The 25,073-nt window shown below is 47.7% G+C and carries 24 protein-coding genes; 9 read left to right on the forward strand and 15 right to left on the reverse strand.

Features of this window, described 5'->3' with window-relative positions; genetic code table 11:
• Nucleotides 1-86 precede the first annotated feature (86 nt).
• From GQ671_RS12045 to GQ671_RS12100, 12 genes are all read right to left on the reverse strand, one after another.
• Nucleotides 87-1,217: a hypothetical protein gene (locus GQ671_RS12045; RefSeq protein WP_160657572.1), complete on the reverse strand. Its 1,131-nt coding sequence runs from the start codon at nucleotides 1,215-1,217 to the stop codon at nucleotides 87-89.
• Nucleotides 1,218-1,584: 367 nt separating this feature from the next.
• Nucleotides 1,585-2,868 (reverse strand): TolB family protein, encoded by a 1,284-nt coding sequence (locus GQ671_RS12050; protein WP_160657575.1) that lies wholly within the window; start codon nucleotides 2,866-2,868, stop codon nucleotides 1,585-1,587.
• Between the two features lie 32 nt (nucleotides 2,869-2,900).
• Nucleotides 2,901-3,497, reverse strand: coding sequence for a class I SAM-dependent DNA methyltransferase (locus tag GQ671_RS12055; protein ID WP_160657578.1), 597 nt, complete (start codon nucleotides 3,495-3,497; stop codon nucleotides 2,901-2,903).
• A gap of 128 nt (nucleotides 3,498-3,625) precedes the next feature.
• The gene (locus GQ671_RS12060) at nucleotides 3,626-5,074 is read right to left on the reverse strand and encodes a glycoside hydrolase family 32 protein (RefSeq protein WP_160657581.1); all 1,449 of its coding nucleotides are present in this window, start codon (nucleotides 5,072-5,074) and stop codon (nucleotides 3,626-3,628) included.
• A gap of 13 nt (nucleotides 5,075-5,087) precedes the next feature.
• Complete coding sequence (locus GQ671_RS12065; protein ID WP_160657584.1) at nucleotides 5,088-6,494, reverse strand: sucrose-specific PTS transporter subunit IIBC; 1,407 nt, start codon at nucleotides 6,492-6,494, stop codon at nucleotides 5,088-5,090.
• Between the two features lie 96 nt (nucleotides 6,495-6,590).
• On the reverse strand, nucleotides 6,591-7,580 hold the full coding sequence (locus GQ671_RS12070) for a LacI family DNA-binding transcriptional regulator (RefSeq protein WP_160657587.1): 990 nt from the start codon (nucleotides 7,578-7,580) through the stop codon (nucleotides 6,591-6,593).
• A gap of 67 nt (nucleotides 7,581-7,647) precedes the next feature.
• Nucleotides 7,648-7,884 (reverse strand): hypothetical protein, encoded by a 237-nt coding sequence (locus GQ671_RS12075; protein ID WP_160657589.1) that lies wholly within the window; start codon nucleotides 7,882-7,884, stop codon nucleotides 7,648-7,650.
• A gap of 14 nt (nucleotides 7,885-7,898) precedes the next feature.
• Nucleotides 7,899-8,876 (reverse strand): alpha/beta hydrolase fold domain-containing protein, encoded by a 978-nt coding sequence (locus tag GQ671_RS12080; protein WP_160657592.1) that lies wholly within the window; start codon nucleotides 8,874-8,876, stop codon nucleotides 7,899-7,901.
• Nucleotides 8,877-8,982: 106 nt separating this feature from the next.
• Nucleotides 8,983-9,624 (reverse strand): DUF6320 domain-containing protein, encoded by a 642-nt coding sequence (locus GQ671_RS12085; RefSeq protein ID WP_211364919.1) that lies wholly within the window; start codon nucleotides 9,622-9,624, stop codon nucleotides 8,983-8,985.
• A gap of 20 nt (nucleotides 9,625-9,644) precedes the next feature.
• Nucleotides 9,645-10,922: an alcohol acetyltransferase gene (locus GQ671_RS12090; protein ID WP_160658014.1), complete on the reverse strand. Its 1,278-nt coding sequence runs from the start codon at nucleotides 10,920-10,922 to the stop codon at nucleotides 9,645-9,647.
• 183 nt (nucleotides 10,923-11,105) lie between these two features.
• Entirely contained in the window at nucleotides 11,106-11,366 is a 261-nt protein-coding gene (locus tag GQ671_RS12095) for a DUF2188 domain-containing protein (protein ID WP_160657598.1), read from the reverse strand.
• Between the two features lie 59 nt (nucleotides 11,367-11,425).
• Entirely contained in the window at nucleotides 11,426-12,292 is an 867-nt protein-coding gene (locus tag GQ671_RS12100; RefSeq protein ID WP_160657601.1) for a putative RNA methyltransferase, read from the reverse strand.
• Nucleotides 12,293-12,440: 148 nt separating this feature from the next.
• Between GQ671_RS12100 and GQ671_RS12105 the strand changes: the two genes are divergently transcribed.
• The 3 genes from GQ671_RS12105 to GQ671_RS12115 are packed head-to-tail and all read left to right on the forward strand — an operon-like array spanning nucleotide 12,441 to nucleotide 15,159.
• A complete protein-coding gene (locus tag GQ671_RS12105; RefSeq protein WP_160657603.1) occupies nucleotides 12,441-12,902 on the forward strand; it encodes a MarR family transcriptional regulator in 462 nt (153 codons plus the stop codon).
• Nucleotides 12,903-12,907: 5 nt separating this feature from the next.
• Complete coding sequence (locus tag GQ671_RS12110) at nucleotides 12,908-14,254, forward strand: dihydrolipoyl dehydrogenase family protein (protein WP_160657606.1); 1,347 nt, start codon at nucleotides 12,908-12,910, stop codon at nucleotides 14,252-14,254.
• Between the two features lie 56 nt (nucleotides 14,255-14,310).
• Entirely contained in the window at nucleotides 14,311-15,159 is an 849-nt protein-coding gene (locus tag GQ671_RS12115; RefSeq protein WP_160657608.1) for an aldo/keto reductase, read from the forward strand.
• A gap of 109 nt (nucleotides 15,160-15,268) precedes the next feature.
• On the opposite strand, the gene GQ671_RS12120 is transcribed toward GQ671_RS12115, so the two are convergent.
• Complete coding sequence (locus GQ671_RS12120) at nucleotides 15,269-15,787, reverse strand: DUF4411 family protein (RefSeq protein ID WP_160657611.1); 519 nt, start codon at nucleotides 15,785-15,787, stop codon at nucleotides 15,269-15,271.
• Nucleotides 15,788-15,799: 12 nt separating this feature from the next.
• Nucleotides 15,800-16,972 carry an ImmA/IrrE family metallo-endopeptidase gene (locus tag GQ671_RS12125; RefSeq protein ID WP_160657629.1) on the reverse strand — a complete coding sequence of 391 codons (1,173 nt, stop codon included), beginning with the start codon at nucleotides 16,970-16,972 and terminating at the stop codon, nucleotides 15,800-15,802.
• Between the two features lie 198 nt (nucleotides 16,973-17,170).
• On the opposite strand from GQ671_RS12125, the gene GQ671_RS12130 reads away from it, so the two are divergent.
• Together GQ671_RS12130 and GQ671_RS12135 are read left to right on the forward strand one after the other, a co-directional pair.
• Nucleotides 17,171-17,680 carry a cupin domain-containing protein gene (locus GQ671_RS12130; protein WP_160657632.1) on the forward strand — a complete coding sequence of 170 codons (510 nt, stop codon included), beginning with the start codon at nucleotides 17,171-17,173 and terminating at the stop codon, nucleotides 17,678-17,680.
• A 94-nt stretch (nucleotides 17,681-17,774) separates the two neighbouring features.
• Nucleotides 17,775-19,124: a dihydrolipoyl dehydrogenase family protein gene (locus GQ671_RS12135; protein ID WP_160657635.1), complete on the forward strand. Its 1,350-nt coding sequence runs from the start codon at nucleotides 17,775-17,777 to the stop codon at nucleotides 19,122-19,124.
• A 152-nt stretch (nucleotides 19,125-19,276) separates the two neighbouring features.
• On the opposite strand, the gene abc-f is transcribed toward GQ671_RS12135, so the two are convergent.
• Complete coding sequence (gene abc-f / locus GQ671_RS12140; protein ID WP_211364920.1) at nucleotides 19,277-20,734, reverse strand: ribosomal protection-like ABC-F family protein; 1,458 nt, start codon at nucleotides 20,732-20,734, stop codon at nucleotides 19,277-19,279.
• A gap of 448 nt (nucleotides 20,735-21,182) precedes the next feature.
• On the opposite strand from abc-f, the gene GQ671_RS12145 reads away from it, so the two are divergent.
• The 4 genes from GQ671_RS12145 (at nucleotide 21,183) to GQ671_RS12160 (ending at nucleotide 24,865) form a co-directional block, all read left to right on the forward strand.
• Entirely contained in the window at nucleotides 21,183-21,452 is a 270-nt protein-coding gene (locus tag GQ671_RS12145; RefSeq protein ID WP_237605974.1) for a metal-sensitive transcriptional regulator, read from the forward strand.
• Between the two features lie 117 nt (nucleotides 21,453-21,569).
• Nucleotides 21,570-22,664 carry a DsrE/DsrF/DrsH-like family protein gene (locus tag GQ671_RS12150; RefSeq protein WP_160657640.1) on the forward strand — a complete coding sequence of 365 codons (1,095 nt, stop codon included), beginning with the start codon at nucleotides 21,570-21,572 and terminating at the stop codon, nucleotides 22,662-22,664.
• A gap of 60 nt (nucleotides 22,665-22,724) precedes the next feature.
• A complete protein-coding gene (locus GQ671_RS12155) occupies nucleotides 22,725-24,086 on the forward strand; it encodes an MBL fold metallo-hydrolase (RefSeq protein ID WP_160657642.1) in 1,362 nt (453 codons plus the stop codon).
• Nucleotides 24,086-24,865 (forward strand): sulfite exporter TauE/SafE family protein, encoded by a 780-nt coding sequence (locus GQ671_RS12160; RefSeq protein WP_160657644.1) that lies wholly within the window; start codon nucleotides 24,086-24,088, stop codon nucleotides 24,863-24,865. Before GQ671_RS12155 ends, GQ671_RS12160 begins: the two co-directional genes overlap by 1 nt.
• Nucleotides 24,866-25,073 lie beyond the last annotated feature (208 nt).

Below are 25,073 nucleotides of genomic sequence, written 5' to 3' on the forward strand. Positions count from 1 at the left end.
GCAAGGGAGCAGACATTTGTCTGCTCCCTTGTTCATGTTCAAGAGTACATATTCTCTACTCAGTAAATATTAAAAACTATAGGATTTCACTTTTCAATTAATGGATACGTGACGCTTTCTTGCAGCGTATCATTTATTAGACGGACTTCGCGTGCTTTAAAGTCGAGGGCTGCAAGCTGTATTGCATTTTCAAAAACAATCCGATCAGCTTCCGTCCCAATCTCCTCATCCAAAGTATACTGCACAGTAGCAACACCATCTTCAAATGAAGTTTCAACCACTTCCAGTCCTTCTACAATTGCTGAATCGTGTGACGCACCTTCGCTATCCACTGTTGCCATCGCTTCTACTGTTTCCGGGAAGGAAAAAGGTTCTCCCGCTTCATCTGCAATCTGTTCACCCACTTGCCCGCCTGGGATGAATACAGTCTGTTCCAGGTCTACATCGTAGATTGTATAGTATCCACGCGCGAGACCGCTCTCTTCTTCGATGATCATCGGTGCATCGACCAATCTTTGAGCGACACTTATATCTTCCTCTCCATCGGGGTTGGTAAAGGTGATTTCTTCAATGCCGTAGAGATTGCTGATTCCAAACAGCGACTCATAGAAGAAAGTCGTTTGGGCACTGGTCGTGGATAAATGTGTGCCCTCTTCATTGAAATTTACAGTGAGTTCTGGCCATTCGACAGTCATGTTTGTAAAACTTGCCAAAATTTCCTGTTCGGAAGGGTCACTCTCTTTGAGAGACTGCTCCAGGCGATCTCCCAATGAACTGCCCTGAGTCTCATCACGACTGATGCTGTATGCAGTCAGATAATCCGTTTCTGTCAAATAAGTATGTGAATCAATGAAGTAATAAGGCGTCATCTGAACATCTTCATAATCATCAGAATGATTACCGGCAGCCTCATCAGATGATTCCTCTTCCACTTCTTCACTATCGCTGTTTCCATCATTATTTTCTTCTGTTTCTTCTGATTGCTCATCATTAGAGGTGCTACTGCTGGAGCCACCTGAGGGTTCCTCTTGCGTCTCTTCGTTCTTGTTCTCCTCACTGTCTTCTACTGCTTCCTCGCCCTCTGATGAAACCCCATCTTGAGAACTTTCATCTACTGCATCCACATTCTGGTCCACTGCTTCGTTCTCAGTGTCTTGACAGCCTGAGAGTAGTAGAGCGACAAAAATCACTCCAACCATTCCAACTAAACTCTTCACCTCTGACGCCTCCTTTTTCAACACGTACCCTATGGGGAGATGGTGTAAAGTTTTTTCCACTATCTACTAACTTTAAATTCTGCACAAATACATCCTATTAGCCCTTTAATTATCATAAAAATATTTTCAATGCATAACATAGACTAAAAGAATAAAAAAAGGAACAGCAACAACTGTTCCTTTTCTAGTAATATATAGATTTCTGTAAAAAAGTGCTAGGGAATCAAGTAAATGAAACGAGTTACATATTAACATTTCTCTACTGTAATACTCCAAGATCATCCGATTATGGATTAAAGCTGAGTCGGAAGAAGTAGAAAAATTTGTTACCATCGTGCCTCACCTCTCTTGAGGTTTTTGACAATGTTCAAGTTGCCTTACCCACTATTCTCCGATACATCAATGCAAATAACCAGAGCACTAAAGTAAATCCAGCCAGCCAAAGAGCGACCATCGTGAGTCCTATGGCCATCCACGGGTCGCTGGCTGCTGCGATGAAAGCACCGATGAGAGTGAGACCTGCTAGTACTGCACTGATGATGACGGGCAGATAGGTTCTGTTGTGCATGTGCATATAGGCAATGGAAAGACCGAACATCAGCAGGTAGAGTACCATCATGGTCACTGTATTGACCATCCGGTCGATCATCGCCCAGAATTGGAAACTGCCACCTTCAGGGAGTGCCATATCGATACGGGTCAGGTCTCCGCCATTTTCGGAAATGGTCATCAGTTCGAATTCCGACGGTTCACTCGGCCAGTTTTCTTCTGCCAGCAATGCCAGACGATTGCTGTTTGTGAAAAAAGCGGGTGATGTGACAGACGCGTTATAGTCCGTGAGCCGCTCGGACTCGCCACTTTCTGTATTCATGAGGAAAAGTTCGTATATATACGTGCCATTATCGGATTCACCTTCCTGTGCGACGTAGGCCAGTTGTTCACCATCCTGCGACAGTGTCGGATGGTAGACATAGTCAGGCAGTCCTGTAATGTCGTTGTCCGCTTCCGTGCCTGATTCAATATCATAGCGGGTCATCCCACTGCCATCGGCATAGTAGAGGGCTTCTCCGTCATTTGAGATGTTGAGCCCATTCATGTCGTATGCGTCCTTATCCGTCAGTTTCTCGTGGGACTCCCCATCAATGCCTATGCGGTGGATATCGCTGCCATTCTCCTGCTTGCCGGGTGGCTGATTGAAATCGTCTGCCGGCATGGCGATGTAGTATACAATATTACCGTCCGGAGAAATGACTGCGTCGAAAACATGCAAGTCGTCAGAAGTCAGCTTCAACGGTTCTTCACCCGGCGCAGATAGATAGTCCACCGTGTGGACCCCATCCCCCTGCGAAGCAAAATAGATCATGCCTTCACCATCGGGCGAAAATTCCGGGTGGCTATGCTGCGCTGTATCGGACGGCGCGACTTCTTCCGTACTGCCATTCTCAAGATTTCCGAGATAGATGGATTCCCTGCCATTCAGATAATATGAGAACGCCAGCTGTTCATCGTCCGGAGAGATGTCGATCGACGCCCCGAGTCCCGTGTGATGATTGTATACAGTGCTGCTGTTCATAAGGCTATAGGTGACAGTACCGGCGAACAGGAGTGTCACGATGCCGATCAGTATCAGCAATATGCTTTTCTTTCCCATGGTATCCCTCCTTGATGTATGCTGTTTGGATGCTATCTGCTGCCAGTGGCGATGAACATGGAGGCGTCCTGTTTCATGAAGAGCTGCTCCCCTTCGTGAAATGTTCTGTCGTCAGTTGGTGTAAATCCCGCTTCCAGAAGCAGACCTCTTATTTCATCGTGAGCAAACCCATTGTGCAGTTTCGGATGATGGACATTATGGTTCTTGTCAAAATCGACAACGACCAGTCTGCCACCCGGAGTCATCACCTTGTATAGTGCTGAAAGCAGGCTGTCAACTTCCGGTACATGGATCAGGACGAGCGAGATAATGATGACATCCGCTTCAACGTTCGTCTGTTCTTGTGTCAGATCCAGCTGGACTGCTTCCACATGTAAAAGCCCCGCATCATCAATTTTGGTCTGGGTAATCTGCACCATCTGTTCTGACGCATCGGCAAGTGTCACCCGGTCGAACATATCAGTGAACTCGAGACCGACCAGTCCCGTACCGCTGCCATAGTCGAGCATCGAGCGATAGGCATGACCCGAGAGCGCCTGACGGATCTCCTTGATGATGATGGTGGCCAGTGCCTTCCGATCTTTTGTATCATAACGCTTTGCCATACTTTCAAATACATTGTCTGTCATTTTTGTACATCCCCTTCTGCATGATTCCCTTATATGGAATGTACCATAGACACTCCATGTCATCACATCGATATATCTGGATCCAAATAAAAAAGAGCCGGGCTTCCCGCCCGGCTCGATCTCTACGCTCAGAACATGTCTATCGTGCTGCCTTCCAGTTTCCAGAGAGAAAGGTCGAAATGCATATGACCTCTGATTTCAATCGCATCATCCTTTTCTTGCGGGAAGTATCTGCTCGAGCAGACCACTTCTCCCCCATTGACGAAGATTTCCACGGATGAACCATCAAGGAAGATCTGCATATCGGAGAGTCTGGCAAGACTGAATGCACGCTGTTCGGATGTCTTGCCGTCGAATGTGTTTCTTTCGACAATAAAGCTCCTCCTGTCATAGATGATTTTCAAACCACTACGAATTTCCAATTCAAACGTATTTTCGACCGGACGTGTGAACTCCAGAAGTATTTCACTCGACGGTGCAATGGCTTCACGGAATGCCACATCCTTTTCAAGCTCAAGCTGGGAGAAGTACCTCCTTTCCCCACGCAGCTGTTCCAGTTCGGGGATCGGATGCTGTACCAGCTGATTGTTTCTCATTTCAAGTACTCTCGGAATGGTCAGAGCATGGAGCCAGTTGTTTTCGATTGTCGGCTGATTCTGCTCCTGATCATCCGTCATGCCCATCCAGCCGATCAGAATTCTGCGTCCCTCATCATCCGTGAACGTCTGGGGGGCATAAAAGTCGAATCCGCGATCAAGCTCCTGGAATTCGCCGTGATCATAGCTGTAATCAGTTGAATCGAAGTCGCCGGCAAAATAGCCTGCCTGGTACAGATTATGGTATGCCTCCCCCGTTGCATCGAGTCCTTGCGGGCAGACGATCAGTACGTCTTTCCCGTCAAGGTTGAAGAGGTCAGGGCACTCCCACATATAGCCGAAGTTCCCTAGACCGTTCATGCCGCTGCCGGCAATCGGACCGAGGAATTCCCAGTCCGTGAGGTTGCTGGAGCGGGCGAGTACCGCTTCCCCCTTGAGTGCTGCATTCTGTGCACCAAGAATCATCAGCCAGTGATCGCCGTCTTTCCAGACTTTCGGATCCCTGAAATGTGCCGTATAACCTTCTGGCAGATGGAGGACGGGCCCCTTCTTCTCGAAGGTGATGCCATCCTCTGAAATCGCCAGACATTGATAGGAAGACCGACGGTCATCCGCATCCTTTACATTGCCGGTATAGAAAAGGTGCATCACACCTTCATGTACGATGGCACTGCCGGAATAGCAGCCATTCTTGTCATACCACTGGTCTGGCGCAAGTGCCACAGGGGCAAGCGACCAGTCCACGAGGTTCTTTGAAGTATAGTGTCCCCAGGCCTTCTTCCCATGCGCGGTTTCAAACGGATTCCACTGGAAGAAGGCATGGTATATTCCCTCGTGATATATCAGTCCATTGGGATCATTCAGAAGGCCGACAGGCGGCATCAGATGATAACTCATCCGGTGCGTATCTGTTTCGATAAAGCGTCTGTTGCCTTCGATCTGTTCATCTATGTTTGTCTGGTACTCACTTTTTTGAGACATACCAAAACTCCTTCTATTCTTCTGTGATTTTCTCAGTTTCCTTATCAGTGAATCCGAACATCCATGTCAGCACGAATGCGACAGCAATGGCAACCAGGTTGACCAGCAGGTACATGAAGATCTGTTCATTCAGATAGAGCAGTGTACCCGGGATGACGGTGATCGCCATGCCTGTGCCTGCAAGGCCGGAAATGGAAGCGACGAAACCACCGGCCGCGCCGCCGATGAGTCCCATGATGAACGGTTTGACATAGCGCAGGTTGACACCGAATATGGCGGGCTCGGTGATACCGAGGAATGCTGAAAATGAAGATGGCAGAGCCAGTGCTTTCAGCTTCTTCGATTTGGTCTTCAGGCCGACTGCGAGCGTTGCGCCACCTTGTGCTGCAACGGATGCTGTGACGATGGCATTGTAGGGGTTCGCGCCCAGTTCATCGAGCAGCTGTATTTCAAGCAGGTTGAATATATGGTGCACACCCGTGATAACGATGATCTGGTTCAGACCACCGATCAGAATACCACTGATGCCGAACGGCCATGCGAGTACAGACAGCGTCGCGTCCAGTATGACACCTTCCAGTGCGTGGAAGACCGGCCCGATCAGGAAGAGTGCGAGCGCAATCATGATCAGCAGCGTCATGAATGGCGTGATGATCAGATCAAGTGCTTCCGGTACTCTTTTGCGGATGAAGCGCTCCACTTTGGCTCCGATGATACCGGCGATGAATGCCGGCAGAACGGATGCCTGATAGCCGACGACCGGTATGAAGCCGGCAAACATGATCGGTTCCACGCCACCACCAGCGACATCCCATGCATTCGGTAAAGCGGGGCTGACGAGCATCAGGCCAAGCACCAGCCCGATGATCGGTGTCCCGCCGAAGACTCTGAACGTCGACCAGGCGACCAGTGCCGGCAGGAAGATGAACGCGGTATCCGTCAGTATCTCGGTGAACAGAAGGAAGTTCTCGGATATATCGTCAGGCGACAAACCGAAAAGACCAAGTATCTGCTCCTGAACGACGAGTCCGCGCAGACCCATGAACAAACCTGTCGCGACAAGAACCGGTATGATCGGCACGAATACATCGCCGAACGATCGTATGGCCCGCTGGAAGAAGTTGCCCTTCTTCACCCCTTCTTTTTTCGCTTCACTCTTGGTGGAACCATCAAAACCGAATTTGAGCATCTCTTCATGAATCCGGTTGACCGTGCCGGTACCAAAAATGACCTGGTACTGGCCGGAATTGTAGAAAGCACCCTTTACCTTATCAATATTTTCGACCGCTTCCTGATCAATCTTGCTCTTATCTTCTATGATCAGACGCAATCGTGTGGCGCAATGTGCGACGGAGGAAATATTCTCCTCTCCCCCTACTGCTTCGATGACCTCTTTGGCAATCCTACTGTTCTCCGACATTTCCAACACTCCTTTTGCTAAATAGTCTGAATAAGGGAATCGATTCCACATTTGTGCAGAAAAAAATGAAAACGAATGATTACGCTTTCACTCTTTTCATATACTATCTCTCTCAACAAGGTTAAAGTCAAGTACTTTTTTATCGGAAATCTCTTTTTCACCCTGTAGAACCTGCAGCATGATGCGGGCGGATTCCACCCCCGCCTGTGCATGTTCATATTCGATGGTCGTCAATGCCGGTTCTATGAAGCGGGATGTTTCGGACGAACCGATACCAGCCACGGCAATATCGTCTGGAATAACCAGTCCCTGACCTTTTATGTACTTCCACGCACCGAGCGCCATCCTGTCCGTCGCAGCAAAGACACCGTCCAAGTCTCCAGATGATGCGAGCATCATGCGTTTCATTGCTTCATAGCCGGAATCGATCGAGAAGTCACCGTTCTGCATCCACGCATCTTCCATATGAAGCCCATGCTCTGCCATCACATCAACGTAGCCCTGTTTCCTCAGCATGCCGACCGACCGGTCCTCTTCGTCGACTCCGATATAGCCGATACGCCTATGCCCCTTCTTGATCATCAGCTGCGTCATCTGGCGGGCAGCTGCATAATCATCGAAGATGACGGACGGAACATCTGCCATTTCCTGGCCGATGACGACAACAGGCACCTTGGAGACTTTTATTTCGTCCAGAAGTTCCTGGCTTGTGTTCGTCGCAATCAGGATGATGCCATCCACCTGCCGGTTCTGCAGCAGCTTGAGGTGTTCAATCTCCTTCTGCTTATCCAGGTTTGTACTCGTCAGCAGAATCTGATAGCCGACCGCTTCGAAAACCTCAGTCATGCCATTGACCGTTCTTGAAGATGTATCGGTACTGATCTTCGGCAGGATGACACCGATGATCTTCGTCTTTTTCGTTCTGAGTGATTTCGCATGCTGGCTCGGGACATAGCCCGTCTCCCCGATGACATCCATCACCCTTTTTCTGGCCTTTTCACTGACATACCCCGTATTATTGATCACCCTGGATACGGTCGTTCTCGAAACCCCGGCCTGTTTCGCTATATCATTGATGGTTATCATGGCGCTTCACCTGCAGTTCCATTCGCTTGTTTTTAGTGATGATTCGACTATAACAGATTTAAAGGCATTATAGAATATGTCCGCTGCTTCTGCTTCGTGACCATGCTTCTATTTCTTCATCCAATTCTCGCGTATCTCTTTTCTTCCTTCTGTCCCGTGCCGCTACAATCACATTTGGAATCACTGCAATGATGCCGACCACAACTCCAGTAATCAGACGATAGGGTTCATCCACCGAAATAATCAGATAACTGCCAGCATAGATCAGAATAAATGTTGCGATCATCGCAATCAGTCTGTACATGATATTACTCCTTTCTACTCCACCTCATCCAATAATTTTACAATCTGCTGCCTGGCTGCGTGGCCTTCCTTGATCGGGTATAAGGGAAAAATGTGATTCATCCATGGATACTCATAGTATACATGTTCAGCGTGCGCTTCTTTGAGCATGGCGGCAAACTTTCTTGCATCCGGCAGACAGATTTCCCGTGTGCCTGCAAACAGGCCGATCTTCGGCAGCCCTGTCAGACCTCCATACATCGGCGAAAGCCTGTAATCCAATGGATCTGCATCACCTGACCAGACCCGTCCGACATCCTTTAAACTCGACACATCAAGCATCGGATCAAGCGCATCATAGACGTTGACTTCCGGGTTATCGACTGTAATATCGAGCCAGGGAGAGATCAGGACCAGTAGTTTCGGCAATGGATGACCATTTGAGCTGAGCCACTGACTGAGGCCGAGCGCCAGACCACCACCGGCTGAATCTCCCATGAGCGCCAGACCTTCGGGATGGTCTTCAATGAGATCCAAGTATAAGTCAGACACCACCTGATAGGCATCTTTGAATGTATATTCAGGCGTTTTCGGGTAGATCGGCACGATGAACGTCATGCCGGTATCCTGGACCATGCGGTCTACGAAAAGCCAGTGAAACAATGAGGGTTGGTTGATATATCCACCGCCATGCAAGTAAAGTACATTGCGTTCCGGCGTCTCTCCCTCTGGCCGAACCCTGAATACTTTCATCCCATCCTTATAGAATGCTTCTACCTCAGAATTCATAAGTCCCGCTGCAACTTTATGTTCTTTTCGATTCTCTTTAATTTTACTATTCGTCCGCTTTTCATCCAATGGTTCGGCATCGGAATTGACGATTCTGATGAGATCCTCTGCCACCCTGCTGCCGATACTTCCATTATGTAGACGGATGGCATGCAGGGAATAGAGCATCGCGCCGGCACTGACTGCCGAAGCGAGGACTGCTGATGTTTTTAAAATTCTGTTCATGTCACCCACTCCTTTCTTTCTCATACCTTCTTATCATAAAAATAAAACTGAATATGGACCCGGCCAGCCAGGAAGTCGAGCCGATACTTCCTGCCTTTTTCGATCATCATATGTGGAAACGACGACCGAGCTGTGTCTTGAATGCCCGGTTGGCAAACAGGAAGATGGCGCTGAAAGTGGTCATTGCAAACAGAGCTGCAACAATGCTTGGCCAAAGGACTGTCGCCACGCCGGCCACATAGAAAAGGGCCGGCAGGAAACCGAGCGCAAGCATCAGCAGAAGAAAGCTTACGTACCCACCCCAGCGGAGGCGTACTTTCAAAATGATGATGGACATGAGCAGGATGCCACCAACGATGAGAAAAGGCACAACATAATCGACCGACCACTGGATGGAGCCGGACATGAGGTCGATGACCAGCAGCAGTATCGTCAGACTGACGACCTGCGCGACAATCTTCCCACCGAGATGTGATCGGGAGAGAATCGTGTGGCTGAGGAGTATCAGTACATAGAATACCGATACCGCAACATAGAATACCCAAAGGAATTCCGGGAGGACGATAATGTTTATGGCCAGGCATATGAGTACAGTCAGAACACCCAGGAAAATCGCAAGTCTTGATATTCGCGTTTTCGTCCGGTATTCCTTTGTGTCGTAGGCCGGATACAGCGTCCCCTGCACCTGGGTCGCTTGAGCCCCCACTTTCGCATGGCATAGCGGACATGTTTCATGATTGGTCTTCAAGTCGCAATGCGTGCAGCGATTCATGTCTCCTCCCCCCAATCATTCGAGTAGATCGCTATTTCGAAGCCCGTCAGCCGCCTCAGTTCCCTGAAGAATGCCGTAATGATATCATTCTCCTCAATCGACCGTGCAAACGTGATCGTCAACTGATCATTCAATGTGACAAGACCGCAGTTGATCGGACTATTGCGGGTCGGGTACAGCACCACATCCATTCTTTCTATATGAGGTGCCATGGACTCAGGCATTTTTACATTGCCGAGGTTCGACAGCGTCATCGTCTTCGCCCTTTCACCAAACTGATTGAACCCGAGTCGCATCGCAGGGTATTTCAGTACGACAGGGGTGAGCCTTGTCCAAAGGCTGCTCTGGAGTGATACGAAGCGGTTGATATTGGCCTGCAGGGCTTCCTTGTCCGTCCGTTCCTTCAACTGTCCGGTCACTTCTTTGATGATGTCATCAAATGTCACATGATCATCCACATGGGCGCCGATGTTTGCGACAGAAAAGAAATTCCTCAAGGTCATGGAGGGGAACTGCCGACGCAGACTGATCGGTAGTGCAATCGCAACTTTTTCTTCCGATTTTCCGCGGGTCATCTTTTCTGTATGGATGACGTGGATCAACACACTCATCAGGAAGCCGGTGAGCGAAGTTCCGTGGCGCTTGGCAAATGCATTGAGACCGGATGCATCAACCACTCCGTGAATTACATTTATGCCAAGGGGGTTAAAAGCAGTGCCTTTGATCTGAAACGCTTTCTCGCCTCTGCTGCCCGATCGCTTTTCTGAACGTCCCGTCGAGTAACGTTCAAAACTATCCTCGATCTCCTCTTTATTCGGAGGATCTTCCGGCAATAGTACCGCACCTTCTGCAGCAACACTCTCCCCCTTCAATATCAAATACTGATAGACCAATGTCTTCAAAAATTCAACCGCGCCACCCCCATCCGTCAGCGAATGGAAGATCTCGACTGAAATTCGTCTATCGAAATACAGAACACGGATGAGATAGGCATTGTTGCTTTTCGTATCAATGGGCGCACACGGATAGTCCGACTCCTTTTTCACATGAAGCGGCGCATCATTATATTCCATGAAGTCCCAGAACACCCCTTTACGCACACGGACAGTGAGCGTAGGGAAACGTATCGCCACGATATCAAGCGCCTTCTGCAGGCAGTCTGGCTCTATCGTTTCCTTCAATATCATGGAGACCCGGAATACAGAGGAATTGGTGGCACTTGAGACCGCATGAAAAATTTTACCTGTATTGTCTATCTTATACCACTGGTCCATTTGTGCACCTTCTCTTTCTGCAAAGGTCTTTCTCTGCTTTTCTTTCATTCTACCCTATGAGTGATGGTTTTAAATAGAGAAACCGATGGAAGCCTCTCATGGGGTCATCAAAAGTGCCCTAAAAATAAAAAAGACATCCAATACCTTGAATGTCTTTCCCACCTCGAATTCGAGATCGATCGATTACTGGTCGTATTCAATCTGTTCTTCGATTGTCCCTTCGTCATCATGAATGATTGCTTTGGAGCCCGCTTCCTCTGCTCTCTTCTTTGCCTCATCCACAGCTTCATTCTTATCATCCGATGTATAGACCGGATCGTCCTTACCTTCTTCTTTCACTGCCCATTTCTTATCGTCACCGGGCACGACGTGGTAGCGTGCATCACTCGTACCTTCTCTTTTCTCGAAGTAGTTCCCACGATTATCATTATTCTGATCTGCCATTCTACCCCTCCTAAGCATTATCTTGAATACGATTATACTTTACCTCAAGGGGTGTGAAGCTAAACACTGATGACAGACCTGCCGACCAGTATCTCAAGATCGATGGTCACCGGCCTTTCCTCTGAAATGAAATCATCCAGCTCTCCCGCTTCATGATTCCACGCGAGCGGCGACATATGGATCAGATTCGCGAGGGACGTACGATCAAGCATCACCTTTTCTTTTACTTGAACACGTTCCAGCACTTCGAAGTTCTCTTCGAACAGCGAGACTGTACCCGCATTATCATATTCGGCTTTATCCGTATCCCTGTACAGTGCTTCACGCAGTTCTCCCAAGTAGCCGGACTGTGGTACGACTTTGATGACGATGCCTCCCGGTTTGATCGCCCGGTTGAATTCGCTGTAGTTGGCGGGCGACAGGATGTTCAGTATGACATCACAGCTACCGTCTTTAAGCGGAAGGTTCGCCAGATCCCCGACAAACCAGATCGAGTCGGGATAGTTTTTGGCTGCAATCAGAATGCCTTCCTTGGCGATGTCGATACCGAAGCCGATGTGTTTCCCTTCAACTTTTGCCAGTATCCTTTCCATATGAGACCCTTCCCCACTGCCTGCATCGAGTACGGTCATATCATCGGTGTCGAGGCGATGCATGATATCCACAACCGCTTCATGCATCTTCTCATAGAAGCCGCTCTCCAAAATGAAGTCCCGTCGGTTCTTAAACAGTGCCTGATCGTATTGCGTAGTCACCGGCTTATTCAGCATATTGACATAGCCCTGCTTGGCAAAGTCGAATGCATGATTGGTGCTGCATGTGAGGCTGGCCAGTGAATCGACATGCATATCCCCGCCACATACCGGGCAGCGAATCAGTGCTGCATATTCACTGACGAGTGCAGCACTTCTTTCCTTCTTATTCATCGTATTCCTCCAGTTGCGTCATTCATCTTTCCTTAATAATAGAGGATGTGACACCTTCCATCAATTCTTTGAAGCAGAATGTTTGAAACTGCATCCGCGCTGCTCTACACTTTAATTAATCGCGCACGATTGAAAGTAGGTGAATGATTTGCAGACAGATCACATCAGACTGGCCAACCAGCTCTGCTTTTCGGTCTACAATACGAGTCGGCTCTTTACGAAGTTCTACCAGCGCGCACTTTCGGATTTCGGATTGACCTATTCACAGTATCTGGTGCTGATGGCACTGTGGGAGGAAGATGGGCAGACGCTGCACCAGATTGGGGATGCCCTTTATCTGGAAAGCAATACGCTGACACCCCTGCTCCGACGGATGGAGGACGCCGGCTGGCTGACGCGTGAGAAATCCACCCATGACAGACGGCAGCTGACGGTCCATCTGACTGCTGAAGGTCAGAAATCACAAGGACCGATCCAGCAGGCGATTGCCGAGTGCATCGGCAAGGAACACCTCGATATCGACCAGTACAACGATACACAGGAAACAATCAGCCAGCTCGAGATGGCACTCAGAACTTTATTGACGGATGAATCAAAAATGGAGGAATGACAGCAATGGCAAATCATGATTATGATGTTACATTCATCGGAAGTGGCCATGCGGCATGGCATGCAGCATTGACACTCAGACAGGCAGGAAAAAGTGTCGCAATCATCGAGAAAGATACAATCGCAGGCACATGTACGAATTACGGCTGCAATCCGAAGATTCTGCTTGAAGGACCATTTGAAGTACTTGAGGAACTAGGACACTATAAAGGCATTCTCAGTCAGGATGTCACGGTCGACTGGCCGTCACTCATGGAGTATAAGAAGCAGGTCATCAATCCGATGTCTGACGGCATGCAGCAGATGATGGAACATGCCGGCATCGACATCCATATGGGATACGGCAGGCTGCAGGATGCACATACGATTGAAGTGGATGGCAAGACATTGACTTCAGATAATATCGTCATCGCAACCGGCCAGCACAGTAATGTACTGGATATTACAGGCAAGGAATACACGCATACGAGCCGTGAGTTCATGGACCTTGAAGCAATGCCTGGACGCATTACATTCATCGGCGGCGGCATCATTACGTTCGAATTTGCTTCCATCGCCATCAAGACGGGTGCCGAAGTACACATCATCAACCACTCGGACGAATACCTGGAGGGCTTCCACACAGGTCATGTCGACAAACTGATGGACAAGCTGAAAGCGGAAGGTGTCCAGTTCCATTCCAATGAAAGTACAACCGAGATTGTCAAAAATGAAAAGGACTATACGCTCAAGACCGAATCCGGCTTGAATATGGGTACGGACTATATCGTCGATGCGACAGGTCGCGTGCCGAATGTGGCAGGCATTGGGCTTGAGAATGCGGGGGTCCGCTATTCCAAGAAAGGTGTCGAAGTCGACGGTTTCCTGCGCACTGCAAAAACAAATATTTATGCCAGTGGTGATGTGCTCGATAAGGACATTCCGAAACTGACACCGACAGCGACGTTCGAATCGGATTATATCGCAGCACATATTCTCGGTATGAATCCGGACCCGATCGAGTACCCTGCCATCCCGATGGTACTCTATACGCTCCCACGACTTTCTTCCATTGGTGTCACCGTAGCTGAGGCGAAAGAAGATGACAGCTACACTGTGAAGAGGGTGAAGTTCGGTGAACGCATGGTGTTCGAATATAAGAATGAGACAGAAGCGGAAATGGACATCGTTCTCAATCAGAACAAGCAGCTCGTTGGCGTTGAAATCTACGGCAATGATGCAGCAGACCTCGTCAACGTATTGACATTTGCTGTAAATCAGCAGGTCACAGTGAAAGACCTTTCCAGCATGATCTTTGCCTTCCCGAGCCCATCCAGCGGCGTTCTCGATCTTCTTAAGTTTGAGATGCTCTAGGAATGGTATATAATTCATGTGTACCAAACATTAAATGACAAAGCGAGGCAACAGATATGCAGAAATTGACAGATACGTTCACACTAGCCAATGGCACTGAAATTCCATGTGTCGGTTTTGGAACTTGGCAGACACCAGATGGAGAGACGGCAGTAAACTCTGTGAAGAAAGCCATCGAATCCGGCTATCGCCATATCGATACAGCCGCAGCATATAAAAATGAAGGCAGCGTCGGCAAGGCCATCAAGGAATCCGGCGTCGCCCGCGAAGACCTTTTCATCACAAGCAAACTGTGGAATGCAGATCGTGGATACGACAAGACGAAAGCGGCTTTCGAGCAGACGTTGAAAGAGCTTGGTACAGACTACCTTGACCTCTACCTGATCCACTGGCCAGCGAACGAAAAGCAGTTCGACAACTGGGAAGAGATCAACCGTGAAACTTGGAAAGCCATGACGGAACTCTATGAAGCAGGGAAAATCAAGGCAATCGGCGTATCCAACTTCATGACACAGCATTTGGAGCCACTCCTTGAAACTGAAGTGAAACCGATGGTCAACCAGATTGAATACCATCCGGGCCACACGCAGGATGGCGTGGTCGACCTATGCAAGCAATATGACATCCTCGTTGAAGCATGGAGCCCGATCGGATCCGGCCGCCTGCTTGAAGATGAATCTCTGAAAGAAATCGCCGAGAAATACGACAAATCAGTTGCACAGCTGTGCATCAGATATGTACTGCAGAACGGCGCACTGCCATTACCGAAATCTGTCACTCCGGAAAGAATCGAAGAGAACACCCACGTATTCGACTTCGAAATTTCTGATGAAGACATGAAACAGATGGACGCAATGGAAAACGTCGGCTTCTCCGGCATGAATCCGAACGAAGTTGATTTCTAGAATTAAATGAAACCATGAAAGAGGATAGCCAGGATGCAATTCTACCTGGAGTATCCTCTTTTTTTTGGATTTCTCAAAATATATCCTCTAATTACAGATACACAACCTTCTATAACTCAAACTGCAACTGTCTCAGCATCTCCGGCAAAGTCAGACAACGAACATCGAAAGCTTCACAGACATCAGGAACCTTTACCGCTTTGGTCGGACTACCTGAAGATAAGTTCCCATGCTTTGTTTCCATCGTAACAACTGTCAGGTCATGTACCTTTGCGGTTGCTATAATCCAAGGGTCTGCGACACTTCCATCAGCCCAGGCATCGAGGGCTTTTTGATTATATAAATCCGATTCACCAACATAATTGATTATACGGATCCATGTATCGACCACATCTTGAGAAACTTTTAGATTCTCTCCTTCAAACTCATTTTCAAGCCATAATTGCAGATCATCTTTTAAAGGTTCTTTATCTTCTTGAGCAATTTCATTATAGACATGAGTATTGAGTTTAATAGAGCCTTTCTTTGAGTACAGAACGATTCTTTCCCAATAACCAGGGAACAGATCGAAAGGATAGCTTCGTCGGTGTGCATCAATATACGTGTTGGCATCCATAATAAACTCCATTCTATCCCTCCGCTAATCTAAATCATTCTGATTATCCAACTTGTGGAATGCCCTGGCACTTATGTTCAATAACTTTAAAGCTTGGGTAAATTGCAAGTCACCTTCGTAAAAGCTGTTGCGGACAGTCTTGTACACAACAGGATCAAGTTTATAATTCAGGTTGTTCCAGTAATGCCCGCCAGAGTTGCTTTCCTTCGCTTTATTCTTGCCCTGTTTGAATCCTTCATGATTTTTTTCTGCAATGCTGTTAAAGATTTCTTCTTTAATCAATCCATTGTCCAGAGCTTTTCTGGCGGTTACTGTGGAGCTGACTTTAAAAGTTTTTGCTAATTCTGTTGCTGTCTCCAGTGGGTCTTTATCATTTACAGCTTCCCATTGCTCTAGGAATACATGGTTGGGCATAAGTATTTCAGAGGCGAACTGATTACACTTCTGCTCCATGGGAGAAGGTGTGCCATGCAGCTTGACGCTGGCATTATAGACTTCATTTTCACCGAATAGAATATGGGCAAATTCATGAAGCATGGAAAATACCTGCCCGTTTCTGGAATCATTGGTATTGATGAAGATTGCTGGTGCATACCTGTCTATAATTACGAAGGCACGGAATTCCTCTATATCCAATGTTCTATGGGTGTTCTGGCCTACGATGCCATTGACTAGCACCAGAATCCCGAGCTGGCTCAATTTTTCTCTAAAGTACTTGAATGGCTCCTTGCCATTCAGTCCTCTCTGCCAGTGTGCATCAATGTCGAACAGGCTTCTGGAAAATTCGACAATTGTTTCAACAGGAGACTCCAAGTTGAAGTATTCAACATATCTCAGCGCCTCAAATCCATTATTCCTACGATACTCGGATACAAATTCCTGCTGCTGCTGTGCAAACTTTATTGTGTCGATCAGTTCTCTGGACCCTTTGTTGTTCTCAAGGGAGTCCACTGTTCTGTAATCCAGAATAGGAGGTGTATCATCAATCGGCTCATCAAGCACCAGGTAGCCTAGAGGAATGCTCAACTTCTTCCCAAGATTCTCGAGTTGTCTCAAGGTCGGCTGCCTAGTACCATCAAGCCACTTCTCAATATTGGATAATGTGTTCTGAGTTTTTAAAAACTCTACGTCATATCTGGACTGATCTACGTAGTGCCTGATAACCGCAGGATTCACTTTCATTTCTACTTTGGCCATCGATGTCACCTCCCTATTAGTTATATGTATACCTTTAAGTGTATTATACCACCTCCGCTATTTTCATTCAGTAACGGAAGCGTTATTTGCCACATCCAAAGCCATCTTGGTTTCATCATAATCATTCCTCCCCTGTATCATGATTATTCTTAAATTCAGGAGGTAAAAGGTTAACAAGCACTATAAAGGAGGAAATATATGAAAAGGATTGAAAGTGTTGAGATCATTCCACTGAAAATAGAAGATGACGGCAGCATACCTAATAATCCGGGACTTCCCCTACTGCTCTATAAGAATGTGTTTGAGGAGGGCGATGACATTCCAGGAGTTCTGAATGCGAACGACTGGTCCGGGGATTGGCTTGGATCCGTCCACCCTTTCCATCATTACCACAGCAACACCCATGAAGTGCTTGCAGTGAAAGAAGGAAGAGCGACACTGCAGCTCGGTGGCGAACAGGGTGAAACGGTTGAGGCGGAGAAGGGAGACGTTATCATCCTGCCTGCCGGCTATGGCCACAAGAAAATCGAAGCAAGCGAAGATTACGCGAACTACGGCGCCTACCCCGGTGGCATCAGCTTCGACATGAACTATGGAAAAGCCGAAGAAAGACCTGAAAAATTGGTCAATATCAAAGAGGTTCCGCTTCCGGAATTTGATCCTGTATTCGGCCAGAACGGTCCGCTTTTCGACCATTGGAAGGACTGATACCGAGGTGAAAATACATGGAATATGCGTTTAACCTTCTTTATTTCAGAGAAGAGATGTAATAAACCATTTAATCTGGATAGGAGCTGTCTAAATGACAATGAATTTTGATCTGATTGTAGTCGGTACAGGTTCTGCTGCGACGACTGCTGCGATGAAGTGCAGGGATGCAGGATGGGAAGTAGCCGTGATAGATTCCCGCCCTTACGGTGGCACTTGTCCACTGAGAGGGTGCGATCCTAAAAAAGTACTCGTAGGGGCAGCAGAAATGATCGACGATGCCGAAAGAATGCGGGGCAAAGGTCTGGATCCTGGCGCGTCCATCAACTGGTCCGAATTGATGGCGTTCAAGCGGACATTCACAGAACCGATACCTGAAGGAACAACCAAGAAGCTGCATGAGGCAGGTATCCATATGTTCCATGGACGGGCTTCCTTTGTAGATGAAGAAACAATTCAGGTCAAGGATGATCAGCTGACAGGCAAGCACATTCTGATTGCAAGTGGTGCAAAGCCGGTCGAGCTGCCGATCGAAGGGCTCGAGCATCTGACATACAGCGATGAGTTTCTGGAACTGGACGAGCTGCCTTCAAAAGTAATTTTTGTAGGTGGCGGATACATCTCGTTCGAGTTTGCCCATATCGCAGCCCGTGCGGGTGCCGAAGTGCACATCATCCAACGGGGTGAAAGACCGCTTAAAAACTTTGAACCGGAGCTGGTCGATCTCCTCGTGAAAAGTTCCGAAGAGAACGGTATTCAGGTTCACTTGAACACAGAAGTGAAATCCATTGAGAAAGCTGGATCTTCCCTTACGATCGAAGGTGTGAAAAATGATGACTCATTCAAACTGGAAGGTGACCTTGTCGTCCATGGCGCCGGTCGCGCCCCTGAAATCGATGATCTGAATCTTGAAAAAGGAAATGTCGACTGGGAGAAAAAAGGGATCTCTGTCAATGAACATCTGCAAAGCACCAGCAATCCCCGTATCTATGCGGCGGGAGATGCAGCAGCCACGAAGGGACTGCCCCTGACACCGATTGCCTCAATGGAATCCCAGGTTGTAGCATCCAATCTACTCAATGAAAATAAACAGACCCCCGACTATACAGTGATGCCGAGTGTTGTATTTACGCTTCCGAAACTGTCTGCAGTCGGACTGTCGGAAGAAGCGGCCAGAGATCAAGGCTACAACATCAGAGTCAATAAGATCGACACTTCGGAATGGTATACCTACAAGCGGACGAATGAAAAATACGCAATGGTCAAAATCATTATCGATGAAGATAAAGATCAGGTGCTCGGCGCCCACCTGCTCAGCCGGGAAGCAGATGAACTCATCAATCACTTTGCCACTGCGATCCAGTTCAAGCTGAAGACAGAGGACCTTAAACAGATGATCTATGCGTACCCGACTGCCTCTTCTGACCTGGGATCCATGCTTTAAAAAGAAATTGAACCCACTCACTATATAAATAAATTGCTAAACTATGAAGCTCCCCCAACCTACTTTTTGTAGATCAGGGGAGCTTTACATTTCATTTAATGGCTGAATATCTCATATGCCTGAGCTGTGCAGAAGGTAATTGTCTTTCGGTTTTATTTCCGCTCACTTACCAGCCGCTTCTTCTCCGCAAGCAGCTCCTTAAATTCCCTATCCAGTGCTTCTGTGGAACCATCGGCCATGTCACCGATCACTTGGGAGATTTTATTTTCTACCACCATCAATGCTTCGTCAGTATCGTCTCTAGGACGTACTGTCACATTCTCTTTCAGTGTCTTGTCTTTAATGACATATTCCTTATCCGTTACATTCTCCTTGAACCGCCTGTCGTGGCTGATGGTGATGACTGCATTCGGGTAGTTCGCAATCATGGATTCCAGTGCTTCAACCGAACTGACATCGAGATAGTTGGTCGGTTCATCCAAAATCAGGATATCCGCATCCATGACCAGTATCTTAACCAGCTGAACTTTGATGCGCTCTCCTCCACTGATCAGCCTGACCGGCTTATAAACATCGTCCCGCCGGATATTGAGCCGTCCCAGTATGATCCGCACTGTCGTTTCGTCATAGATGGCCGTATCCATCACATTCTCGAGGATGGTTCTCTCCTCATCCAGCCCTTCCAGGTTCTGATGAAAATAGCCGATGTTCAGCTGTTCATTGTACTTGGAGACAATCTGGTTGATGAGCGTCGTCTTGCCACTGCCATTCGGTCCGCTGATGGCCACCTTTTCTCCATTGCGGATATATAGACCGGGATCTTTTATCAGCGTCCTATCTCCGACACCGACACTCGAATCGAAACGGATGATCATCTTGTTGCCGTATTTGTTTTCAGTAGCACTATGGAAAAAGATCTCCTTATCCTCGACCGGCTTCTCCTTTTCATCCAGATGATCGAGCCTGGATGCCATCGCCTTCGATGTACTGTGCAGTTTCTTCTGCAGTCTGTTGAAATACGGACTCGATCCGCTATCCCCGTGATCGACACCTTCCGCAACATTCGATCGTGCCGCCTGATCATTCTTCCGTCTGATCTTATCTTCAATGGCTTTTTTCTCATTCATATACCGGCGGTATTCCTCCTGCTGGCGTCTAAGCTTCTCGTCCTGGATCTGTTTGAATTTAGTATAATTGCCAGGATATTTGAACAGTTCTTTCTGTTCAATTGACCAGATCTCCCGTGCCACCTGATCCAAAAAATGCCGGTCATGTGAAATGACGACCACGATGCCATCGTAACGCTTCAGCTTTCCTGTCAGCCATTTGATATTGTTTTCATCCAGATGGGTCGTCGGTTCATCAAGCAGGAGCACCTGGCTGTACTGCTTCAATCCATCAAGCAGATACTGCTTGGTCGTCTCTCCACCACTCTTCGTGTCTTCTGTCTCCTTGATCTGTGGAACATATGTGACGTTATCATGCATCTCTACGATATGCCGGAACAGCGTCGTCTTTCCCGACCCGTTATCACCGATCAGCCCGATGATCGTCGGACTTGCGACCCGCGCCTGATCCACATGCAGCAGCTGCTCCCCTTCGACTTCCAATGTTAAGCTATTTATTTCCAACATAAAAAAGCACCTCTTTCCCTGTCGGAATAAGGCGCATATATCCAAAAATAGGTACGGCAAATACACGTACTTGCCCACTTTATCCGATATAACCCTTATTCCAACATAAATTTCCATCACGAAATAGACCATGACGTATTATGTTGTCGTTTAGAATAAGGATTATTTTTTCATCGGCCCAAAGTTCACCCCTTTTACTTGTTGGTGCAATCTTATCATTCTATTCAGTTTTCGGCAACAACGGTTAAACTTTCAGCCCTTTTCCAAACTTCTTTAAGACGACGTTAAGATACCTGGTGACTGTAAACACATTGATCCATCCTAACCCTTTATACCTATAGGGGTATTTGACTTATTGTGCCAGCAGATTTATAATGAAGACAATAAACCATACAGGAAGGTGAGTTTGATGACCGAACTTGAAATGCAGGCTACTTACGATAAAGCCATTGTCAACAGGATCAACCGTCTTCAAGGACAGATCAATGGTGCGCTGAAAATGATTGAAGAAGGTAAAAGCTGCAAAGATGTCGTCACTCAGTTAAGCGCAGCCAAAAGCGCACTCAATCGGACGATGAATGTCATTGTCAGCGAGAATCTTGTACAATGTGTCAAAGAAACCATGAACAACCCGGACGAAGATACCGATGAACTGGTGAAAGAAGCAGTTGAACTACTCAATAAGAGCAGATGATGTGATCATCTGTTTTTATTTAAATCAAAATATACCCCAATGGGTATTTGACAAAGAATGAAGAGGGTGCTAATATACCCCTATAGGTATTAAAAAAACAGGAGGATGATTCCTAATATGAGTAGGACACAAACAAATTATCACATCAGCGATGCCGACCAACTGGTCAAGGAAAACGGATATCTGCTGGACGTCAGAGAACCTTTTGAATACGAGATGGGACACATTGCCGAAGCAGACAATATACCCGTGAATGAAATTGAAGAACATCTTGAATCACTGCCCAAGGATAGGAGAATCCATGTCTACTGCCAACGTGGACAGCGTGGTGCAAATGCTGTAGAAATACTGGAGCGTAATGGCTTTGATGCAGTAAACCTTGAGGAAGGCTACTCTGCATACACAGGCAGGTATAACAGCGCAGATGAAGTGGAAGATTCAGATGCACAGGATGGAAGCATTGAAATTGATCCCAACCGAATAAAAGTGGAAGCAAGTGGACTCCAATGTCCCGGCCCTCTCCTCAAGGTCAATGAAGTGATGGGAGCACTCGAACCAGGACAGCAGATGGAAATCACGGTTACAGATTTCGGATTCTGCACGGATGTCGAAGCATGGGCCCGCAAGACTGGAAATTCCATTCTTAAAAATGAACGTTCGGAAGACAAAGTTGTAGTAGTGCTCAAGAAAAACAAACCACAGGCCAAAACCGATGGCGAAGGCCATCAGATGGTCGAAACGAAAGATGGTGCAACGATGGTCGTATTCAGTGGTGATATGGACAAGGCACTGGCTTCATTCATCATTGCGACCGGCGCAAAAAGCATGGGCAAAGATGTCACCATGTTCTTCACGTTCTGGGGACTGAATGTCATCAAGGATCCAAAAGCACCGAAAAAGAAGAAATCCGGCCTGGACAAGGCCTTCAGCATGATGATGCCTAAATCCGCTGCGAAACTGCCTATATCCAACATGAACATGTTCGGGCTCGGCTCCAAAATGATCCAATATGTAATGAAAAAGAAAAAAGTCGACGCGCTTACTGAAATGATCGACAAGGCGGATAAACTCGGAGTCAAAATGGTCGCCTGCACAATGAGCATGGATATCATGGCCATTGAAAAAGATGAACTGCTGCCTAATATCAATTTCGGCGGCGTAGGCACCTACCTCGGCGATGCAGAAAACGGCAACCTGAACCTGTTCATATAATTGAACAGACTGCCCTGCGCGTCCCCGACAACCAATTAAAATTCCAAGGAGTGCATATCAATGTTCTTTAAACAATTCTTCGATAAAAAACTGGCACAGACATCCTATATGGTCGCTTGCCAGAAGACAAAAGAGGCAATCATCATCGATCCAAAGCGTGTGATTGGTGAATATGAAGCAGTCGCAAACGCAGAAGGTTTCAACATCACCCAGGTGACGGAAACACACATACACGCAGACTTCGCTTCCGGACTGCGCGACGCTGCAAAACGCTTCAATGCGACAGCATATGTATCTGATGAAGGCGATGACAACTGGAAATACGAAAATATGCCGGAAGATACCGTCTACCTTACAGACGGCGACATCATCAATGTCGGCAATGTCGAACTGAAAGTCATCCACACACCAGGTCACACCCCGGAAAGCATCTCTTTCGTGCTGACCGACCGCGGAGGTGGCAGCGACGAACCGATGGGCATCTTCACTGGAGACTTTCTATTCGTTGGTGACATCGGCCGTCCGGATCTGCTTGAAGAAGCGGCCAACATGGAAGGGACGACCGAAGCAGGTGCCAACGCAATGTTCGATTCCCTCAAGAAGATGAATGACTACCCTGACTTCATGCAAGTATGGCCTGGTCATGGTGCCGGCAGTGCGTGCGGCAAATCCCTTGGTGCAGTGCCGCTGTCCACTCTTGGATATGAGCGCAAGAACAACTGGGTGTTCGAATACGAGGATAAAGAAGCCTTCATCAAAGAACTGACGAGTGACCAGCCGGAGCCGCCAAGCTACTTTGCACAGATGAAGAAGGTCAATAAGGAAGGTCTGCCCGAATTCAAGGTGAAGACAGTAGAAGTGGCGACACCTGGTACGCTTCCAGGCCAGCTGTTCGACCTCAGAAGCAAGGAAGCATTCAAAAAAAGGTTCAAAAAAGGCGCCATCAACATCCCATACAATGATAAATTCCTTCAGTTTGCTGGCTGGTATGTGGATTATGACCGGCCAATGACAGTAATTGCAGACCCTGAAGATAGCAGAACACTCCAGGAAGACCTTGCGTCCATCGGTTTCGATAATCTTGAACTGATTGTGCCTGAAGACAAAGCGGACAAGTACTTCGATGATTCCTATGAAAATGTCACTCCTGAAGACTTCGTCGAGAACTATAAAAACAATCATATTCTGGACGTCCGCTCCACTTCCGAGTACAAGGAAGGCAACCTTGATAATGCGCATCATGTCCACTTTGGACATCTCGATGATAAAGAAGTGCCATTCAGCACAGACGACACAGTCTATGTCCACTGCCAGTCCGGTGTACGTTCAGCCATCGCAATGAGTGCACTTAAAGCACGCGGCTTCGATAACGTCGTCAATATAGAAAAAGGCTATGGCGGCATTAAAGAAGCGATGAGGTAATGGACACTTCATTTATAATCATCATATTCCTGATCGGATTCATCGGTTCCTTCATCTCCGGGATGGTAGGCATCGGCGGGTCAATCATCAAGTATCCCATGCTGCTCTATATCCCTTCCATGCTCGGTATTGCCGCATTCACCTCTCATGAAGTCGCCGGCATCAGCGCCGTCCAGGTCATTTTCGCAACCATCGCTGGCGTATGGGCATATAAGAGCAGCGGCTACTTGAATATGAGGCTGATCATCTATATGGGGAGTGCCATTCTGATCGGCAGTCTGCTCGGCGGATACGGGTCAGAGTTCCTTACAGAGACCCAGATAGACTTCGTATATGCGATACTTGCCACCATCGCTGTCGTCATGATGTTCCTGCCAAAAAAGGAAGTGCCATTCAACCCGGGTGATACCCTTGATTTCAATGGACCTCTGGCTGCAGCACTTGCGTTCATTACCGGTGCTGCGGCCGGCATCGTCGGTGCGGCCGGAGCATTCATTCTCGTACCGATCATGCTTGTCGTGCTTAAAATACCCACCCGGGTAACCATCGCCACCAGTCTCGCCGTCACCTTCATTTCCTCCATCGGCACTACGATCGGTAAGGTAGTCACCGATCAGGTGCTCTATGGGCCTGCAGCCATCATGATAGTTGCGAGCCTCATCGCAGCACCGATCGGCGCAAAAGTGGGACAGAAGATGAATGTTAAAATACTCCAATGGATTCTGGCCCTGCTCATTCTCGGAACTTCTCTGAAGATATGGGTGGAAATCTTTTTCTAAATTCAACTTTCATCAATTAAAAAGTGCCTGTCGATCACCGTATTGGATCATTCATAGATCTTCGATTGCAGTTTGTTACAGCGATCAGGGCCAAGATACGCAAAGTCTTAAGAACCGTCACACAAGTGGCGGTTCTATCTTTTCATATGCAGGAAGAGTGTAATACGTCGCCCACTCGGGAACAATGTAACGAGAGCATCAGAGGCAG

Origin of the sequence: Salinicoccus hispanicus (genome assembly GCF_009831115.1) — a bacterium.
Taxonomy (GTDB): Bacteria; Bacillota; Bacilli; order Staphylococcales; family Salinicoccaceae; genus Salinicoccus; species Salinicoccus hispanicus.

What these genes read in the sequence shown, in the direction of transcription:
- GQ671_RS12050 (WP_160657575.1), bottom strand. Translation starts at nt 2,868, where the DNA reads ATGGGAAAGAAAAGCATATTGCTGATACTGATCGGCATCGTGACACTC.
- GQ671_RS12055 (WP_160657578.1), bottom strand. Translation starts at nt 3,497, where the DNA reads ATGACAGACAATGTATTTGAAAGTATGGCAAAGCGTTATGATACAAAA.
- GQ671_RS12060 (WP_160657581.1), bottom strand. Translation starts at nt 5,074, where the DNA reads ATGTCTCAAAAAAGTGAGTACCAGACAAACATAGATGAACAGATCGAA.
- GQ671_RS12065 (WP_160657584.1), bottom strand. Translation starts at nt 6,494, where the DNA reads ATGTCGGAGAACAGTAGGATTGCCAAAGAGGTCATCGAAGCAGTAGGG.
- GQ671_RS12070 (WP_160657587.1), bottom strand. Translation starts at nt 7,580, where the DNA reads ATGATAACCATCAATGATATAGCGAAACAGGCCGGGGTTTCGAGAACG.
- GQ671_RS12075 (WP_160657589.1), bottom strand. Translation starts at nt 7,884, where the DNA reads ATGTACAGACTGATTGCGATGATCGCAACATTTATTCTGATCTATGCT.
- GQ671_RS12080 (WP_160657592.1), bottom strand. Translation starts at nt 8,876, where the DNA reads ATGAACAGAATTTTAAAAACATCAGCAGTCCTCGCTTCGGCAGTCAGT.
- GQ671_RS12090 (WP_160658014.1), bottom strand. Translation starts at nt 10,922, where the DNA reads ATGGACCAGTGGTATAAGATAGACAATACAGGTAAAATTTTTCATGCG.
- GQ671_RS12095 (WP_160657598.1), bottom strand. Translation starts at nt 11,366, where the DNA reads ATGGCAGATCAGAATAATGATAATCGTGGGAACTACTTCGAGAAAAGA.
- GQ671_RS12100 (WP_160657601.1), bottom strand. Translation starts at nt 12,292, where the DNA reads ATGAATAAGAAGGAAAGAAGTGCTGCACTCGTCAGTGAATATGCAGCA.
- GQ671_RS12110 (WP_160657606.1), top strand. Translation starts at nt 12,908, where the DNA reads ATGGCAAATCATGATTATGATGTTACATTCATCGGAAGTGGCCATGCG.
- GQ671_RS12115 (WP_160657608.1), top strand. Translation starts at nt 14,311, where the DNA reads ATGCAGAAATTGACAGATACGTTCACACTAGCCAATGGCACTGAAATT.
- GQ671_RS12120 (WP_160657611.1), bottom strand. Translation starts at nt 15,787, where the DNA reads ATGGAGTTTATTATGGATGCCAACACGTATATTGATGCACACCGACGA.
- GQ671_RS12125 (WP_160657629.1), bottom strand. Translation starts at nt 16,972, where the DNA reads ATGGCCAAAGTAGAAATGAAAGTGAATCCTGCGGTTATCAGGCACTAC.
- GQ671_RS12130 (WP_160657632.1), top strand. Translation starts at nt 17,171, where the DNA reads ATGAAAAGGATTGAAAGTGTTGAGATCATTCCACTGAAAATAGAAGAT.
- GQ671_RS12135 (WP_160657635.1), top strand. Translation starts at nt 17,775, where the DNA reads ATGACAATGAATTTTGATCTGATTGTAGTCGGTACAGGTTCTGCTGCG.
- GQ671_RS12145 (WP_237605974.1), top strand. Translation starts at nt 21,183, where the DNA reads ATGCAGGCTACTTACGATAAAGCCATTGTCAACAGGATCAACCGTCTT.
- GQ671_RS12150 (WP_160657640.1), top strand. Translation starts at nt 21,570, where the DNA reads ATGAGTAGGACACAAACAAATTATCACATCAGCGATGCCGACCAACTG.
- GQ671_RS12155 (WP_160657642.1), top strand. Translation starts at nt 22,725, where the DNA reads ATGTTCTTTAAACAATTCTTCGATAAAAAACTGGCACAGACATCCTAT.
- GQ671_RS12160 (WP_160657644.1), top strand. Translation starts at nt 24,086, where the DNA reads ATGGACACTTCATTTATAATCATCATATTCCTGATCGGATTCATCGGT.